This is a genomic window from Paenibacillus yonginensis (assembly GCF_001685395.1).
Taxonomy (GTDB): Bacteria; Bacillota; Bacilli; order Paenibacillales; family Paenibacillaceae; genus Fontibacillus; species Fontibacillus yonginensis.
This window is the reverse complement of sequence record NZ_CP014167.1, coordinates 3772870-3788938: the sequence shown is the minus strand read 5'-3', so window position 1 is coordinate 3788938 and position 16069 is coordinate 3772870. Positions and strand designations below refer to the sequence as shown.

Here is a 16069-nt window from a genome sequence, read left to right as displayed (position 1 = left end):
AAGGATTTAAAAGTTTTTTTGAGCCATTTTTGATAGATCAAACAGCGACCCAAGAACGCTATTGGGCAGTAAGGACTGCCCAATAGCCAAATCAGTGACCTACAAAGAAATATAGAAGCCAAAAACAACAAGAATCAATGGATAGTTTAGTGTTGACAAGGGCTTGAAGGTTAGTATAAGATACCGTTACAACATCATATGTTTAGAATTTTAACTAAGGAAGCTTCTGGTGGACACTTTCACGTGTCCGTGTCCATGCTTACTACAGTCACCATTCAGGTAACCTCGATTGAGGCATAACCCTGCTACAGACGCCTTAGCATTTGCAAAGATTACAGAAATAGAAACGGGATAACTATGCCGTTTTCTATGAATCTTTGTTTATGCTAGGCGTCTTTTTTGTTGCTGAAAAGTCTGCCTGCATGACAAGGGTTCCCATTTCGAAGGGAGAGATTAAGGATGAAGAAAAGAAACCGAATGGTGACAGAGGTAATGAATGGAAAAGTGGACGTTTTGGATGACCTGGAGGAAGGCAACGCGAATGAATCAGAGATCGAAGAGGAATGGGAGCCCAATTGGGACATCAGCCCGGACGAAGACGAACTGGACGAAGAAGACCTGGATGAGGACGAACCAGATGAAGGCGACCCGGACGAAGACGAACTGGATGAGGACGAGCTAGACGAAGAGGAACTGGACGAAGATGAACTGGATGAGGATTACTCAGACGAAGACGATCTGGACGAAGAAGACCTGGATGAGGACGAACCAGATGAAGGCGACCCGGACGAAGACGAACTGGATGAGGACGAGCTAGACGAAGAGGAACTGGACGAAGATGAACTGGATGAGGATGACTCAGACGAAGACGATCTGGACGAAGATGAACTGGATGAGGACGAACCAGATGAAGGCGACCCGGACGAAGACGACTCGGAGGAGTACGATCCGGACGAGGATGTCCCAGACTTTGACATTAGTGACCTGACTCCCTCCAAATCCAAACAAGTGAAGGGGAGAATTCCCGATGCGGGCGTCCTTTCCATTGTCAATTCGGATAATGGAAAGCGGGTAGTCATTTCATCGGGAGTCGCCGGAAAGCTTCAACTCGCTGAAACCGTACAAATCGGGTTCGCACCTAACTTCATTATCATTGCCGTTCAGCTAGGCGAAGGGTACACCAGTTACGCTCTCAAGAAGTACGGAGCAAAGAAAGTCGTTTACTCCTCGGAATTGGTGCAAGAAGTGACTAATTTCCATCAACTTGATTTCAGCGGGCGTACATCCATCACGTTCTCCAAGGTGACGTACAAAACGATGCAAGGAAAGAAAGCGGCCTTCATTCATGTAAACCCGTAAATATATGAACCAAGCTGACCGCCAGGAAGGCCCATGCGGGTTTTCCTGGCTTCGTACTAAATCTACGCTGGAAAGGGAGAGACCGCATGAAATCGTATGAAAGACAAGGTACCCCACCGAAAAGGAAGCTCAAAAAGAAAAGCTTCTCGTTCCTTCAGAAAAGCCAAGAAGAATACTACGGCTCAAATCAAAACTTCAAGCTGACGAGCGATCTGCTCTTTATCAAAGAGGAGAAGGACGGGAAAGTCAGCTATAAACCTGTCAGCAAGTACATGAAGATTAGCCAAGTTGAACAAGCAGAAGAAACAAACGATGTCACGCTGACGCTCGAATACAGCTACTTAGATAAAAAGCGCTCCATTGAAGTGACACGCGACCAGCTGCATCCGAATGACATACAGAAGCTCAGCAAGAAAGGCGTGGACGTGTTTTACCATAACGCCAAACAGTTGATCCAGTACCTTCGCATTCAAGAGGAATCCGCACCCTATACCACGGTGCATACGCATATGGGTTGGCAGGATACGCCAAATGGGCTGCTTTACAAGCACCAAAAGATCATTGGCGAGAATGCGCCGACTTCCAGCTATAAGGGTGACTACAATTTGAAGCCCAAAGGCAATTTAGCCGGATGGAAGTCCATCGTGGCGGACGAGGTCATCGGGAATGTCAATCTGGAGCTTGCTTTGACCATGGGCTTCTCTGCTGCAGTGGTGGGGATGCTGTCCACCCTTAAGGATGCGGATACCTTGATCATGCACATCTGCGGAAAGAGCACACGTGGCAAAACAACCGCCGCCCAATTAGCGGTCTCCCCCTTCGGCCGACCAAGCAAGACCTCGAAGGGACTGATCAAAAGCTGGAACGCCACAGGCAACGCCGTGGTTTCGTACCTGAGAAACAACTACGGCGTTCCCATCGTGCTCGATGAAGCCTCCATGAGCAACCTGAAAGACTTTACTTCGCTCATCTACACCTTTGCAGAGAATCGGGAGAAGGACCGCATGACCAAAGAGGGAGGCTTGCGTGACCAAGGCAACTGGTCAACCACCATCATCTCCATCGCCGAGCATTCCATTTTCCAGAAGACCAACGCGAATGAAGGACTCCGGGTTCGGGTCTTTGAATTTGCGAATACCACATGGACCAATTCGGGCGAGAATGCAGACAATCTGAAACGGCGTTTACTCGATCACTACGGACATGCGGGAATTGAATTTGTTCGGTACCTGCAGTCGCTTGATGTCGAAGAAGTCGAAGAACGCTGTAACCGCTGGAAGGACCGATGTGAAGAAACGTTACCCGATTCAGATTTTGTCACGCGTGTCTCCGAGAAATTCGGTATGATCCTGGCGACAGCTGACCTCGTGAATGAATCGCTTGGGCTAGGCCTAAATCTGGAACAAATGATGGAACGTTTACATGAAGTGGAGCAGGAGATTTCCATGGAACGGAACCAATCGGATAAGGCCTACCATTTCATGCTTGAGCAAGTCATTAAGAACTATGGAAATTTCCGATCCCACGATCGGGTGTTTACAGGTCGAGAATGCTGGGGTGTCATTAAATACGAGACGGATCACATCGAAGTAGCGGTTCTTAAACATCAGTTTCATCGTCTGATGAAAGAAGCCAGTGTTTCTGATCCTAAAGTCGTGTTAGAGCAGTGGAGAGAAGAAAAGCGGCTAAAGACAGAGCCGAATAAGTTCACGAACCGACGAAAAGTGGGAACGAAAGAATTCAGAAAAAAAGTGGGTTTACCTGAAGGGACAGGAACCAGGGGGCAGGACGTTGTGTATGTTCTGCTTTTTGACAGAAAACAGTTGAAGCAGTTCGGCATCCGCAAAGTACTAAAAAGTGAAGAAATCTCCAAAATGCAACGTCTGATGTTACCGAGGGATGTAGCCACGAAGAAAAGGAAGAAGAAAGATAACGGGAATTTTCCGAATCAAATCACAAGATAAGGGAGCGATACGACATGATAACAACCCACTCAACCATTCCTACACCTGCGCAAGCCAACTTGCCCTTTCAAGTGTACTCGGCAAGATTCCTAGAAGGACTACAGGCGAAAAACGCAAGCAGTGAAACGATAAGCGGATACAAAAAGGACTTGGAAATGATCAACCGCTTCCTGGAGGAACGATACAATGGCATCGTGATGCTGCATGACATCAAGACGCAAGATTTGGAAGACTACTTGAAGATGTTAAGCCGTGAGCGTAAGTATCAACCGGCGAGCGTGAATCGGCATTTGTGTACGATGCGCTCCTTCTATAACTTCGCCATTAAGCGCGGCTGGACGAACGTCCATGCGGCAGCCCCCATCGATCCGCTGAAAGCACCTACGAAGGAGCGAACCTACATCGACGAGAAGGAATACCACGAACTCGTACAAGCCATTGACCATCCGACCATCAAAACCATCGTGCAATTTCTGTTCTACACGGGGCTGCGAATTGCGGAATGTCTAAGCCTTACCCTAGATGATGTGGACCTTGTTAACCTCATCATTCATGTCAAGCATGGGAAAGGGGATAAGGAGCGGAATGTTCCCATTAGCGCGAAACTCGCTCCGATTCTGGCCGAGTACAAAGACGCCATACGGCCCGAAATTAGCAGCAAACGGTTCTTCGCGCTCGAAAAAACAGGAAAGGTCTCGGACGTGTACGTGAACTATGTTCTGCATCAAACGACAGCTAAGCTGGGGTGGGAGAAGGTGATCACTTGCCACATCCTCCGGCATAGCTTTGCATCCAATCTGGTTAAGAAAGATGTTCACGTGGTTCACATCCAGAAGCTACTGGGGCATAGCGATCTCAAGACGACTTCGCGCTACGTACACTCCAATTACGATCAACTCGCTAAAGCTGTAGATGTACTATAGAGGGACGCTTAGTCCCTCTTTTCTTACGATCAGAAGGGGAGGAATGAGTGACAATGACGGAAGATACCAAGCCGATCTATAATCAACGAGTGAAAGAAATATTGAAAGGCCTGTCCCAAAAGATTCCGAGGGATCAACTGGCCCAGCAATTCGGACATAAGAATTACAAAACCCTTGATATCTACATGCGTCGCAAGAACTTCACTTGGGATCAGACGAACCGGACCTATGTTCCTAAAGTGACGGGCAGCCAAGCAAAGGAGAAAGTGATGCCCACCAGTAAAGCGGGAATAGTGGTAGAGATGATGAAAGAGCCCGACTACGACATTGAGCGTATCTGTTCAGCCGTCGGCTTCAGGGATAACCGCCAGTTAGCAGAATACATGACCTCAAAGGGATACACGTGGTCATCCGCAGATCGGACGTACAAGAAGGAATTTGGAAGAGTCGAACAGCACAATGGACCAGAGGGAAAAGAAAGGGAGGTGCTCATAGAAGAGCCTACCGAGACGAGCAGAGCGTCCATGGCACCGCCTGTTCCTGTACAGTGGACCGATTCACAAGACCCGGTCACCTTCATACAGCAATATGAGCCACTGCTCCAATGGTTAAAGGCCAATCAAAGCCGAATCTCAGAAATGATTGAACCGACCAGGGCGGATACGTTGCCTAGGTACATTCTCCCTGGGAGGGCTACCGGGAAGACCATCCAGATGTCAGATTCCTTACAGGACATGGCGGTTACGTTTTGCAATGAGCGAAACATTAAACAGCGTGAACTTTTCGAAGTGGCGCTGATTGAATTCTTTAAGAAATACGGATACCACTATGAAGTAGCCAACTTAATGGGGTCTTATTAGCAGCTGATTCTCACGAGTCGGCGCTTTCCCCTTTCCTCCCCGGCCCCATCCCCTAGCGCGGGGGACACGGAAACCCAGTCGCGGCAAGGCTTTGGGAGCCGTCCCCCTTCTCCCCCTCCAGAAACAAAGGAAAAACAAAACCGGATGGACATGCATCAGGTTAAAAGGAGTAAGGGAGTTATGCTTATAAGGGCCGTTTTTTTTTGCTTCTTTCTGAACTTGTAACAAAATTGGTCTAATGGTAACCCAAGGATTTCATCGTTTCTTTGAAGTAAGCGTACAAAACCTTTGGACTGACCCGGTACATGGGATGATAGAAATCGACAAAGAGAGTATTCATAGCTTTGCCAATTAGAGCTCCTGAATCGCAGGTTGTGGCCTCGAATCCAAGTATCTCCTGAACGATCGGAAAAGTCCCTCCACAGATCACAACATCGGGTTTGATGATTTCAATTTCCCTCATCCAGAGTTCTTTGTTCATGATGGCATGTTCTTTGATTTCTTCGTAATTGCTTTCTCCAGATCCACCTGTTTTCTTTAGGTTCGTGGTGGCTATGTTTAGCAATCCTTCCGTTATATTGGCTTCCTTCATGTATTTCAATTTCTGATAAGGTGGAAAGCCTTGCAGTAATCCGAAATTCCAAAGTCCTACCGTTTCCCAGATGCGGTAAAACTCCATTCTTTCGATTTGATCTTGCATGAGCTGTACTAACGACCAATTCTCTATTTGATCCACATCATTGACCTCTTTTAGGAGGAATAATAGCTTCACCTCACAACTTGAAAACATATCTTCGTCAACAACACCACCGGTAACGAAATGGCCTGGATGACTTTGAAGCCAATTCTGATATAGAACTTCTAGTTCCTTATTTATGGACATCGTTATGTAGACCTCCCTTTGAATAGGATTGCACCTTAATCATAATTGTAATGAAGGATTTAGTCGTATGGAAGCCACTAATCCAGCAGTAAGAAATTTGGGGGCATTTTGGAATGTATATAATAGAAGAAACTCGATTTTTATGATGAGTAATTTGAAAGAGAATCGGGAAAAAGGGAGACTTCGATCTGGGCCCAATTGGACAATTCCCTTACCCTCCAAAAAAGGGGAATGTATTTTTTTTCGATCTATTTGGAACTGTGGGAGCTAGGGGATTCGGGGGATTCCATGTGCGGCATGGGCCTGGGTGATTCGTGCCGTCGGGAGCGGAAGGGGAGAGAGGGGAAAAGAGTCCTTTCCAGCAACAAAAAACTATGGTTTTCGTATGTATTGACTCTGTATTGATTTCGTAGCTCTGCGGAAACTTTCTGTTTTTTCTGTATTGAGCAACTATGGAACAACTCATTCCCTTTTCGCAAACTGTTGTGCCGCTTGGGGTTGGGGGCTTGAAAAAATAGGAAAAGGCCGGGTTGCTTTTCTGCTACTAACTTGAAGCAAATTACGGTTGCATTTGATGGTGAAGTGGATGCTGAAACTGCTGAGAATGTAGCTAACTACAAAATTAACAGAACAATTAAATCTGCTGATTTGTCTTCTGACAATAAAACTGTTGTATTGACACTTGATGGTGAGTATTACACAGATGCAAACAAACTGGAAAATCAAAAAGAAGTGAAATTGACTGTATCTGGAGTGAAAAACTCCGACAAGTCTAAAACAATCACTCAAGATATTACTTTCACTCCAGTTGATGTAACTACACCTTCGGTTAAGGAAGTTACTGGCCTGGGAACTAAAGCTTTCAAAGTAGTGTTCTCTGAACCTGTAGATCGTGCAACTGCAATCTCTACTGCTAACTACAAAATCGATGGTAAAGCAATCGCCGGTTCTGTAGAATATGCTTACCCAGATGCTGTTGTGATTTCTACAGCCCTTACAACTGGCGATCACAAATTAACAGTAAGCAACGTTCAAGATTTCTCTGGACTCAAAGTGGTTCCTGTAGAAAGCGACTTGACAGTATCTGAAGATACTGAAGCACCAACTGTAGCTTCGGTGAAAACAACTGATTTGTCTAAAGTAGTTGTCACTTTCAACGAACCAGTTAAATCTGTAGGAACAGTATACAACGGCATTTCTTCCAAAACGGGTACAGTTACTCACTCCACAGCTAGCAATGAAGTAACTGTAACATTTACTAAAGATAATGCTCTGAGTGTTAATGAGAATACTCTTGTATTCAACAACGTTACTGACTACAGCGGCAATAGTGCAACTCGTGAAGTGAAAGTGACTCCAACCCTTGATACTACTCGCCCAGAAGTTGTTTCTGTAACTTCTGACGCTGACCAAGGTAATACAATCTTGAAAGTTAAATACAGTAAAGCAGTGAATGATACAGCTCTTAAAGGTGCTAACTACACAGTTAAGGATGCAAACGGTAAAGTAGTAACTGGTAATGGTTTGGATGCAAATGGTCATCCGGTAAGAACTATTACTTGGAATGCTACTACTAACACTGCTACTATTACTTTTGCTGGAGCCTTGAATCAAGGTACTTATACTCTTGATATTACTGGTGTTCAAGATACTGCTTATGTTGCTAATACAATTTTGCCAGTATCAACATCCTTTACCGTTGGCGATAGCTCGGAATTCAAGGTGTCTAAGTTCTGGCATGAAGTACAAACCACTACAGGTAATAAACATGATGTATACTTCTACGTTTCCTTCAGTAAGCCAGTGGCTACTTCTGGTGTAGGCGATGCAACTTCTATTGCTAAATATAGCATTTCTTGGGATGGAACCGACAACTTCACTGCTTTGCCAGTTGACTCTTATGTGGATTTGGTAACACCTGAGACAGTAAGAATTACAGTGCCTTATACTGAAAAGACTCTTTCTAATCCTAAATTGAAAGTATCCTTGATTGCTGACCAAGATGGAAACTTAGCTTATGATGGAGTTGGTTACGTTTCTGGTCCAATTACCGAAAATTCCATTAATGTGGGAGTTGATAAGGTAGAAGCAACTGCTAAGGATACTATCAAAGTTACATTTGATGATAAGTTGACAAGCGTTGATCCATCTGATTTCAGAGTCACTACTACAGATGCAACTTATAATGTTAACTTGGATAGCTATAGCTACGATGGTAGCAATACAATTGCAACCTTTACTGTAGTTGGTGACCTTGGTGCTGCTCCAGTTGCTAAGTTTATACTGAACAACACTACTTCTCCAAGCACACAAAACGCATTCGGCGGTAAGGTAAAGTTTAATCCTCAAACAATCACTGATAAAGTGGCTCCAGAAACTGTAGATGTTGCGACGAATGTTCCATTCAAAGTAACAAGCAGTGCTGCTAACACTTACAAAGTACATGTATATTTCAATGAAGGTATCAGTGTTGTAGAAGGAACAAACCTTGTCGATGTGACTGCTACCGGTGTTGATGTTAGCGATGTATCTTATGATCAAGGTGCCGCAAGTAATGAACTGGTGATTACTTTTACTACTAATGCTTCGTTGGATTATGATTCTGTAATCACAGTTTCCTTGGCTGCTGCTAACACTAGTGCCAAAGCAATTACTGATGCTTCTACAAACAAAAATGCAGCTGCTGGCTTTACAAAAGCCGCTTTGTATAGCGCTGTTAAGTAAGTAACTGTTTGAAACTTCCTGAGAAACCCTTGTCATGTAGACAGGGGTTTCTTTTTTTGAGGAGATAAAATACAAAAAATAACGATTCTATTCAGCCAACTTTAAGGCACCAATCAATAAAATAATGCTAAAATGGAAGTGCAAACCTTAATCGGCCGATAGGTCTAATTAAGAGCTATGCACTTTTTTCCATTTCCAAGAAACATTCTCCTCTCAAATACGTTAAATACTATATCAAGATAAACAGGAGGTCACAGGTTTGAAAAAGATCCAAATCACAGCGACGGCGTTGGGGCTAACCCTTTTGGTTGGCAGTGTGCCACCAGCTATGGCGGCAACAGGCAGCACTCAAACTTCCAAGGCTTCAACATCCAAGGCTGCTTCCACGCCAGTCATACATACCATCAACAATCTACCTTCCGTTAAACTTACCTCTAAGAGCTACATACGACTAACCGATATTAATACTCTATCCCAAGACGATTCGAATCTGATTACTTACACTTTGACCGTTACTAACGGCGATACAAAGAGCTTGAATTTGCTTGACTACTGGACCAAGGTCAAGACGGTAAGCGGTACGGTCTATAATCCGACCTTGATTACAGCCGACAAAGAAAAGAAAACGGTTGCTCCGGGATCATCGGTGACTTTGACTTACTCCGTGAAAGTGGCCAAGCATATTAAACCTACGAGTCTGATTTTTGATATTGTGAAATGGGATTTCAGTCAGGCCAATTATGAAAGAAAGCTGGGGCAATTCAAGATTCCTGAGGGCTATTTATTGTCTACGCCAGCGGCATATTCGAAGACGCTTCGAATTAATGAAGCGCCTGTTAAACTCAAGGTAAACAACGCAACTTCATTCCTCTCCGGCAGCTACAATTATGTTGGGGTTGATCTCAATGTCCAGAATATTGGCTACAGACTATTCGAAGATCCTAAGCTGAAGTTTGTTATCAAGACGGCTAGCGGATCAAATTACCCGCTGACAGCAGACGCATCGAGTACGGGCTATTCGATTCAGCCTCAGGATAGCCAAACCTTAAAGCTGATGGCTTCCATTCCTAAATCCGTTTCTCTTAAAAATCTGGAGCTGCAAGTAATCCAAGACGATGAAACAGCTAAAACAAGCTTGCCAATCGCTACTATGCAGCTTGCAGCGGTTAAGAACGAAACCATCGCTGTCCAACCAAACGCTGAGAAGACGATTGATCTGACGAATGGGAAGCTGGCCGCCAGCGTTACAGGGGCTTGGGTGAATCAAAGTTACGGCAAAAGTGATTTATCCATCCAATTCTTATTACGTAATTCCGGTGTGCAAACCGTAAGTGTTCCTAAATACGGGTTCGAATTGCATACTTCTAATGGTTACACCCTTCCGATTACAACGTCTGCTTTGGACAACGTGACGTTGGCCCCTCAGGAGAGCAGAAGCATCAAACTTAATATTACGGTAGATTCTTCTGTCATTACTGATGGCTTGCAGCTGTTTGTAAATGCTCCTGGTGCAGCGCAGCAGACACCAAGCGATTCTACTGGCACAGGAACTGGTGCGGGTACTTCTTCAGCGGCTTCCTTCAACTATCCGGTAGGGATTTTCCAGCTGCCTGAGGCCGTTCAATTGCAGAATACTTTGGGTACTGAGCAGTTTATGCAAACCAATAACGGCCTGGTTGGATTAACACTCTCTTCCATACAGCGCCTGCCTTGGAGCGACGGAGATTTAGTCAGCGCCAAGATTACGATCGCCAACCATGCGAACAAAACGATTACGCTTCCGGATTTAACCGGTCAATTTAAAGTTGATTCGGCGCAGCTTGCTAATGATGTGAAGCTGGTCAGCACTTCGGCTTCCGGTCTGCTGGGAGCAGATCAAAGCACGAATGTTTATGTGGTCAGTAAGCTTCCAGCCAGTCTGGACGTGTCACAGCTGCAAGTGGCTTTGATGGAGAAAATAGGGGAAAGCTCTTCCGAATGGTTCCGTTTCACCCACTTGGGTGAAATGCCAAGCTTGCCTGAGGTGGATAAAGGAAAGAGCTACAAGCTCGACAACCAGGGGCGTCAGGAAGAAATTAAAGAAGTTAGATCTGTAGTCTATACAGGAGATTCTAACGATATTATGTATACCGAACTTGAAGTGAAGAACCTGGAGAAATACCAGTTGGATTTATCTCAATTGGTGGGTTATTTCGAAACCAGCTCCGGACAATCCTATCAAGCACAGGCTGTTCAGGTGGATACGCCTGCTCCATCCTTGCAAAGCGGTCTTGTTGTTCTCTGGACCAAGCTGCCAAAAGGCATTTACACGCAGGACATGAAACTGGTTGTCGGAGAAGGAATCGCGGACAACAAACTTACTCCGCTTAAAGGCGAATCTACCGGCTATATCAATGCCGCCGAAATGGCGTTGAATGTTCAGACGCCAGGAACGAATTCCACGCTTTCGGGTATGGTAATCAATCCTTATGCACTGAGCATTACGGATGTTGCGGCCACCCTGACGGGTTCTTCATCTGTACAGGTCGGATTAACGTACAGCCTCACCCGCAGTAATGCTTATATCATGGGAGAGTTCGGGCACAAATACGTGCTGGAAATGAAGGATTCGCTTGGACGCATCTTCACTAAGGAATTGACACCGGAGACGGACCTGAAGACGGGTTCCGGTAATACGCTCAGCTTCAGCAACAGCGATTCGGTGTATGAGGGACTTAAGGGCGGCAACTTTACGCTTACCGTTTACGATGAGTTCCAGGGAGCCAGAATCCCGCTGGCCAGCCAAGGCTTTTATTATATTTACAACGGGGATACTTCTGCGAGATAATTTCATCCGGGAATCAGGCCTATTGCAGGGTTGTCACTCTTCCTAAAACCACCTATCATTAAAACTATCAAAATATCCGATAGAATAGAATGAATGATGTGTTTAGGAGGAACTTATGAACAGAGTTTGGAAGATTACAGCAGCAGTTGTATTGATCGGCGGCGGTCTTTGGGCCGGGTCGCTTCTGAATAGAAATGCCGAGGGCGCCGGAACAAATGTCCAGCCGGGTACGGCTGACGATCCTGTAGTAACGAAGAGTTACGTGGATCAGCAAATTCAAGCCGCTCTGAACGGCAAGACACCAACGGCTCCGACTTCACCTTCTACGGGAAGCGGCTCCGGTTCGTCCGCTGACAGCGAAGCGGTTGAAGTGGTTACGGTTAAGCCGGGCGAGAAGCTGATCGCTAAAGCTGGCGCGGAATTTATTGTCCGTGTAGGCAAAGCTGCGATTTACAGCACGGACTCCAACGGGGTTGCGGACCTGACGGACGGAACGGATATTATGGATGGCAAGCCGGTAGGCAACAACCATCTGCTCTCTTTTCCAAGAGATGGCCGTGGCATTAGGGTTCAGGACGGCGTGACCAGCAGCTTGACCGTTATGGTTAGAGGCGGGTATACGATCAGCAAATAAACTTTAATATTGGACTAAATGATTTCAAGCCTCCAGGTATGTTTTTCCCTGATTAACAATGATTCATACGTGTATGTGCGGGTTCAGGCGGCATAATACACGTACAGGGAACAAATATCATCTGGAGGTGTATTTATATGGCTAGAAGCAATAATCGTCAGCTTATTCCGGAATCGAAGGATGCCATTAAACAAATGAAATATGAAATTGCCGCCGAGTTTGGCCTGCCGGTGGGTTATGGGGGCAATGGGTTTGGAGATACGGAGTTTGCCGGGGAACTGGGCGCATTTGGTGAAGGTTCTTCGCAATCCAGCTACTGGGGGCATCTGACTTCACGTGAGAATGGTTCTGTCGGCGGGGAAATCACTAAACGTCTGGTAGCCATGGCCGAAAAACAATCCCTGCTGTAATAGCTCTGACGGCCTTCGATTGTCAGCCGTGACAGCGGCGGATTTCGCCAAAATCAGCTTGATTTCCGCAGGCTATTGATTGACAGTTATGTTTTTAAATAAGATAATAAACGTAAGGCTTGTATAACAACCTTTTCCATTCGGAAAAGGTTCATTTTTTGTGTAGGATGGTCAGGCGGGAGCCATACTATCCTTATGGGAGGTTGAACATTCATGTCCATACAAGGGCGACACCTATTTACTTCCGAGTCTGTAACCGAAGGACATCCGGATAAAATTTGTGACCAAATCTCTGATGCGGTTCTGGACGCTTTCCTGGCGAATGACCCGAATGCACGTGTGGCCTGCGAGGTTTCCGTAGCGACAGGTCTGGTTCTGGTGATTGGCGAGATCAGCACAAAATCAGAGTATGTAGATATTCCATCCATCGTACGCAACACCATCAAAGAGATTGGCTATACCCGGGCCAAATATGGCTTCGACTCCAATACATGCGCTGTGCTGACGTCCCTGAACGAGCAATCGGCAGATATCGCCCAAGGCGTGAATGCGGCCCTAGAAGATCGTGATCCGGCTAAAGTCGCTGAAGAGACAGCCAATATTGGCGCAGGCGACCAAGGTTTGATGTTTGGTTTTGCAACGAATGAAACACCTGAACTTATGCCTCTTCCTATCGCATTGTCCCACCGTATTGCCCGCCGCTTGTCGGAGGTTCGCAAGGACGGTACTTTGGAGTACCTTCGTCCGGACGGCAAAACGCAAGTCACGATTGAATATGTAGACGGAAAGCCCAAACGGGTGGATACCATAGTAGTATCAACGCAGCATTCGGAAGATATTACGCTAGAGCAGATTCAGAAGGATATCAAAGAGCATGTCATTCTTCCTGTAGTTCCAGTTGAATTGCTGGACGGGGAGACCAAATATTTCATTAACCCGACTGGCCGTTTCGTCATTGGCGGACCGCAGGGGGATGCCGGTTTGACCGGTCGTAAAATCATCGTCGATACTTACGGCGGTTATGCCCGTCATGGCGGCGGTGCGTTCTCTGGTAAGGATCCTACAAAAGTAGACCGTTCCGCTGCTTACGCTGCACGTTATGTCGCTAAGAATCTGGTAGCTGCCGGACTGGCCGACAAAGTGGAAATTCAATTGGCTTACGCAATCGGCGTAGCGAATCCGGTCTCCATTAACGTGGACACCTATGGCACAGGCAAAGTGCCGGAAGAGAAGCTGGTTGAGCTGGTTCGCAAGAACTTTGACCTGCGCCCTGCCGGCATCATTTCAATGCTTGACCTGCGCCGTCCGATTTACCGTCAGACCGCTGCATACGGTCACTTCGGCCGTACCGATCTGGATCTGCCTTGGGAGCGCGTGGATAAAGCGGAGCTGCTGAAGGAGCAGGCGGGATTGTAAATTTTAATACTTAGCTTGTTTAGAGGACAGCCGGCCTTGGCCGGACTGTCCTTTTTAGTGTGCCACGCATGGCGATTAACTAGGTGGTGAAAGTCCACTGTGGGGGTTTGTAGTTACCAACCACTAGCCAAGAGCAAGGGTGTCCACCGCGAGGTGGAATCCAAAGGAAGCTGGAGGCAAACTTCCGGCCCAAGGAACACGAACATCATCAGGCATAGGATACGGGATGAGTCTGCTAAACAAGACGAAGTCCAATTAACTACACGGACGTACCAATGTAAATGATGTGGGTATATGGAAGGAAAGTGAATCGTCTTACCGTGGGAGGTCTCATGGACGTGAGGAGATGCACTTCGAATCACGGTTGAAACAAGATTTATCATGAGAAGTCAGCAGACGCCATAGTACCGCGAACAGTCGACGGTTCGAGGGAAGGGCTGAACCTTAGGAGGTGAAGTCAATGAAAGTTACCGAAACAGGAGCCAAGGGCAGCCAACTTCTAACGGAAGACTCTTTGCAAAAGAATAGTGCGGAACACGAAGGATATGCGGGAGTGCACAGTCCTGCGAGGATAACCGAAACCGACGACACCAACGCAACCGAGTCGAAGGACCGGTTGCTTGAGAAAATCGTTAGCAGGGACAACTTGAACGAAGCATTCAAGAGAGTCAAAGCGAACAAGGGATCGCACGGAATCGACGGGATGGGAGTAGATGAACTTCTACAATATCTCAGAGACAACGGCGAGACCATCAAGCAACTGATCTTGGGCGGCAAGTACCGCCCGAATCCCGTTCGAAGGGTAGAGATTCCCAAAGAGAACGGAAAGAAGAGAAACCTTGGCATCCCAACAGTGGTTGACCGAGTCATCCAGCAGGCAATCGCCCAAGTGCTTACGCCAATTTATGAGAGGCAGTTTTCAGACAACAGCTACGGATTCCGACCCAAACGGAGCGCACACCACGCGATGAAACGAAGCCAACAATACGTGCAAGAGGGATATCGTTACGTGGTGGATATGGACTTGGAGAAATACTTTGACACCGTCAACCAAAGCAAGCTTATCGAGGTGCTTTCAAGAACGATCAAAGACGGACGAGTGATCTCGCTCATCCATAAGTATCTCCGGGCGGGAGTCGTCGTGAAGCATAAGTTTGAGGACACGGAAATCGGCGTACCGCAGGGAGGGAACCTAAGTCCGATTCTCAGCAATATCATGCTGAATGAATTGGACAAGGAACTGGAAGCAAGAGGACATCGATTCGTGCGATACGCAGACGATATGCTCATATTCTGCCGGAGCAGGAGGAGTGCGGAGCGTACCCTGACGAAAATTCTCCCTTACATCGAGAAGAAGTTGTTTCTCAAGGTAAACCGGGAGAAAACGATTGTGGACGATGCGACAAAAGTTAAATTTCTTGGCTTCTCATTCTACCAGAGCAAAGGGGAAACGCGGGTCAGAATCCATCCCAAATCCGTATCCAAGATGAAAGCTAAAGTGAAAGAGCTAACGTCGAGAAGCAACGGAATGGGCAACACCGACCGGGCGCTGAAGCTTAGGCGTTACATCATGGGATGGGTAAATTATTTCAAGCTTGCTGACATGAAACAACTACTCCAAACCACTGATAAATGGATGAGAAGGCGTATCCGAATGGTCTTCTGGAAGCAATGGAAACGAGTGAGGACGAAACTCGAAAGGCTTATATCGCTCGGAATTCATGAACAGAAGGCGTGGGAATACGCAAACACAAGAAAGGGCTATTGGAGAATCTCCAATAGCCCAATCCTCTCGAAGTCCCTCGGTAACAATAGGCTGAAGAACCTCGGATTCCTTTTCTTTTCTGATTATTATCGACAAGTTACTGCGCATTCCTAATGGAACCGCCGTATACCGAACGGTACGTACGGTGGTGTGGGAGGTCGGCTGCCCAATTAATGGGTAGCCTCCTACCCGATTATTTTTGGAGCAGCGGGGAACGCCAATTCTGAAGGATTCCTAAAGATTAGATAGTAATTTGCCGACGAATATAGTAGCTTTCTATTTTTTTGCATGGGCAGAAATGATG

11 protein-coding genes are annotated in these 16069 nt (G+C 46.4%); 10 read left to right on the top strand and 1 reads right to left on the bottom strand.

What is annotated here, in order from left to right:
* Positions 1 to 459: 459 nt before the first annotated feature.
* The 4 genes from AWM70_RS23665 (at position 460) to AWM70_RS17235 (ending at position 5106) form a co-directional block, all read left to right on the top strand.
* The gene (locus AWM70_RS23665; RefSeq protein WP_068698462.1) at positions 460 to 1359 is read left to right on the top strand and encodes a hypothetical protein; all 900 of its coding nucleotides are present in this window, start codon (positions 460 to 462) and stop codon (positions 1357 to 1359) included.
* Positions 1360 to 1445: 86 nt separating this feature from the next.
* Positions 1446 to 3323: a DUF927 domain-containing protein gene (locus tag AWM70_RS17245; protein WP_068698460.1), complete on the top strand. Its 1878-nt coding sequence runs from the start codon at positions 1446 to 1448 to the stop codon at positions 3321 to 3323.
* Between the two features lie 14 nt (positions 3324 to 3337).
* The gene (locus AWM70_RS17240) at positions 3338 to 4246 is read left to right on the top strand and encodes a tyrosine-type recombinase/integrase (protein WP_083180388.1); all 909 of its coding nucleotides are present in this window, start codon (positions 3338 to 3340) and stop codon (positions 4244 to 4246) included.
* 53 nt (positions 4247 to 4299) lie between these two features.
* Complete coding sequence (locus AWM70_RS17235; protein WP_068698458.1) at positions 4300 to 5106, top strand: hypothetical protein; 807 nt, start codon at positions 4300 to 4302, stop codon at positions 5104 to 5106.
* Between the two features lie 235 nt (positions 5107 to 5341).
* Here the strand turns inward: AWM70_RS17235 and AWM70_RS17230 are convergent, their stop codons facing one another.
* Positions 5342 to 5989, bottom strand: a complete 648-nt coding sequence (locus AWM70_RS17230) for a hypothetical protein (protein ID WP_068698455.1) — start codon at positions 5987 to 5989, stop codon at positions 5342 to 5344.
* 549 nt (positions 5990 to 6538) lie between these two features.
* On the opposite strand from AWM70_RS17230, the gene AWM70_RS17225 reads away from it, so the two are divergent.
* From AWM70_RS17225 to ltrA, 6 genes are all read left to right on the top strand, one after another.
* Positions 6539 to 8713 carry a hypothetical protein gene (locus AWM70_RS17225; protein WP_068698453.1) on the top strand — a complete coding sequence of 725 codons (2175 nt, stop codon included), beginning with the start codon at positions 6539 to 6541 and terminating at the stop codon, positions 8711 to 8713.
* 259 nt (positions 8714 to 8972) lie between these two features.
* Positions 8973 to 11540 carry a hypothetical protein gene (locus tag AWM70_RS17220; protein WP_237167742.1) on the top strand — a complete coding sequence of 856 codons (2568 nt, stop codon included), beginning with the start codon at positions 8973 to 8975 and terminating at the stop codon, positions 11538 to 11540.
* A gap of 115 nt (positions 11541 to 11655) precedes the next feature.
* The gene (locus AWM70_RS17215) at positions 11656 to 12174 is read left to right on the top strand and encodes a hypothetical protein (protein WP_068698449.1); all 519 of its coding nucleotides are present in this window, start codon (positions 11656 to 11658) and stop codon (positions 12172 to 12174) included.
* Positions 12175 to 12311: 137 nt separating this feature from the next.
* Entirely contained in the window at positions 12312 to 12584 is a 273-nt protein-coding gene (locus AWM70_RS17210; RefSeq protein WP_068698447.1) for an alpha/beta-type small acid-soluble spore protein, read from the top strand.
* Positions 12585 to 12797: 213 nt separating this feature from the next.
* Positions 12798 to 14000 carry a methionine adenosyltransferase gene (gene metK, locus AWM70_RS17205; protein ID WP_068698445.1) on the top strand — a complete coding sequence of 401 codons (1203 nt, stop codon included), beginning with the start codon at positions 12798 to 12800 and terminating at the stop codon, positions 13998 to 14000.
* Positions 14001 to 14460: 460 nt separating this feature from the next.
* On the top strand, positions 14461 to 15879 hold the full coding sequence (ltrA, locus tag AWM70_RS17200) for a group II intron reverse transcriptase/maturase (protein WP_068693838.1): 1419 nt from the start codon (positions 14461 to 14463) through the stop codon (positions 15877 to 15879).
* The last annotated feature ends 190 nt before the right edge of the window (positions 15880 to 16069 follow it).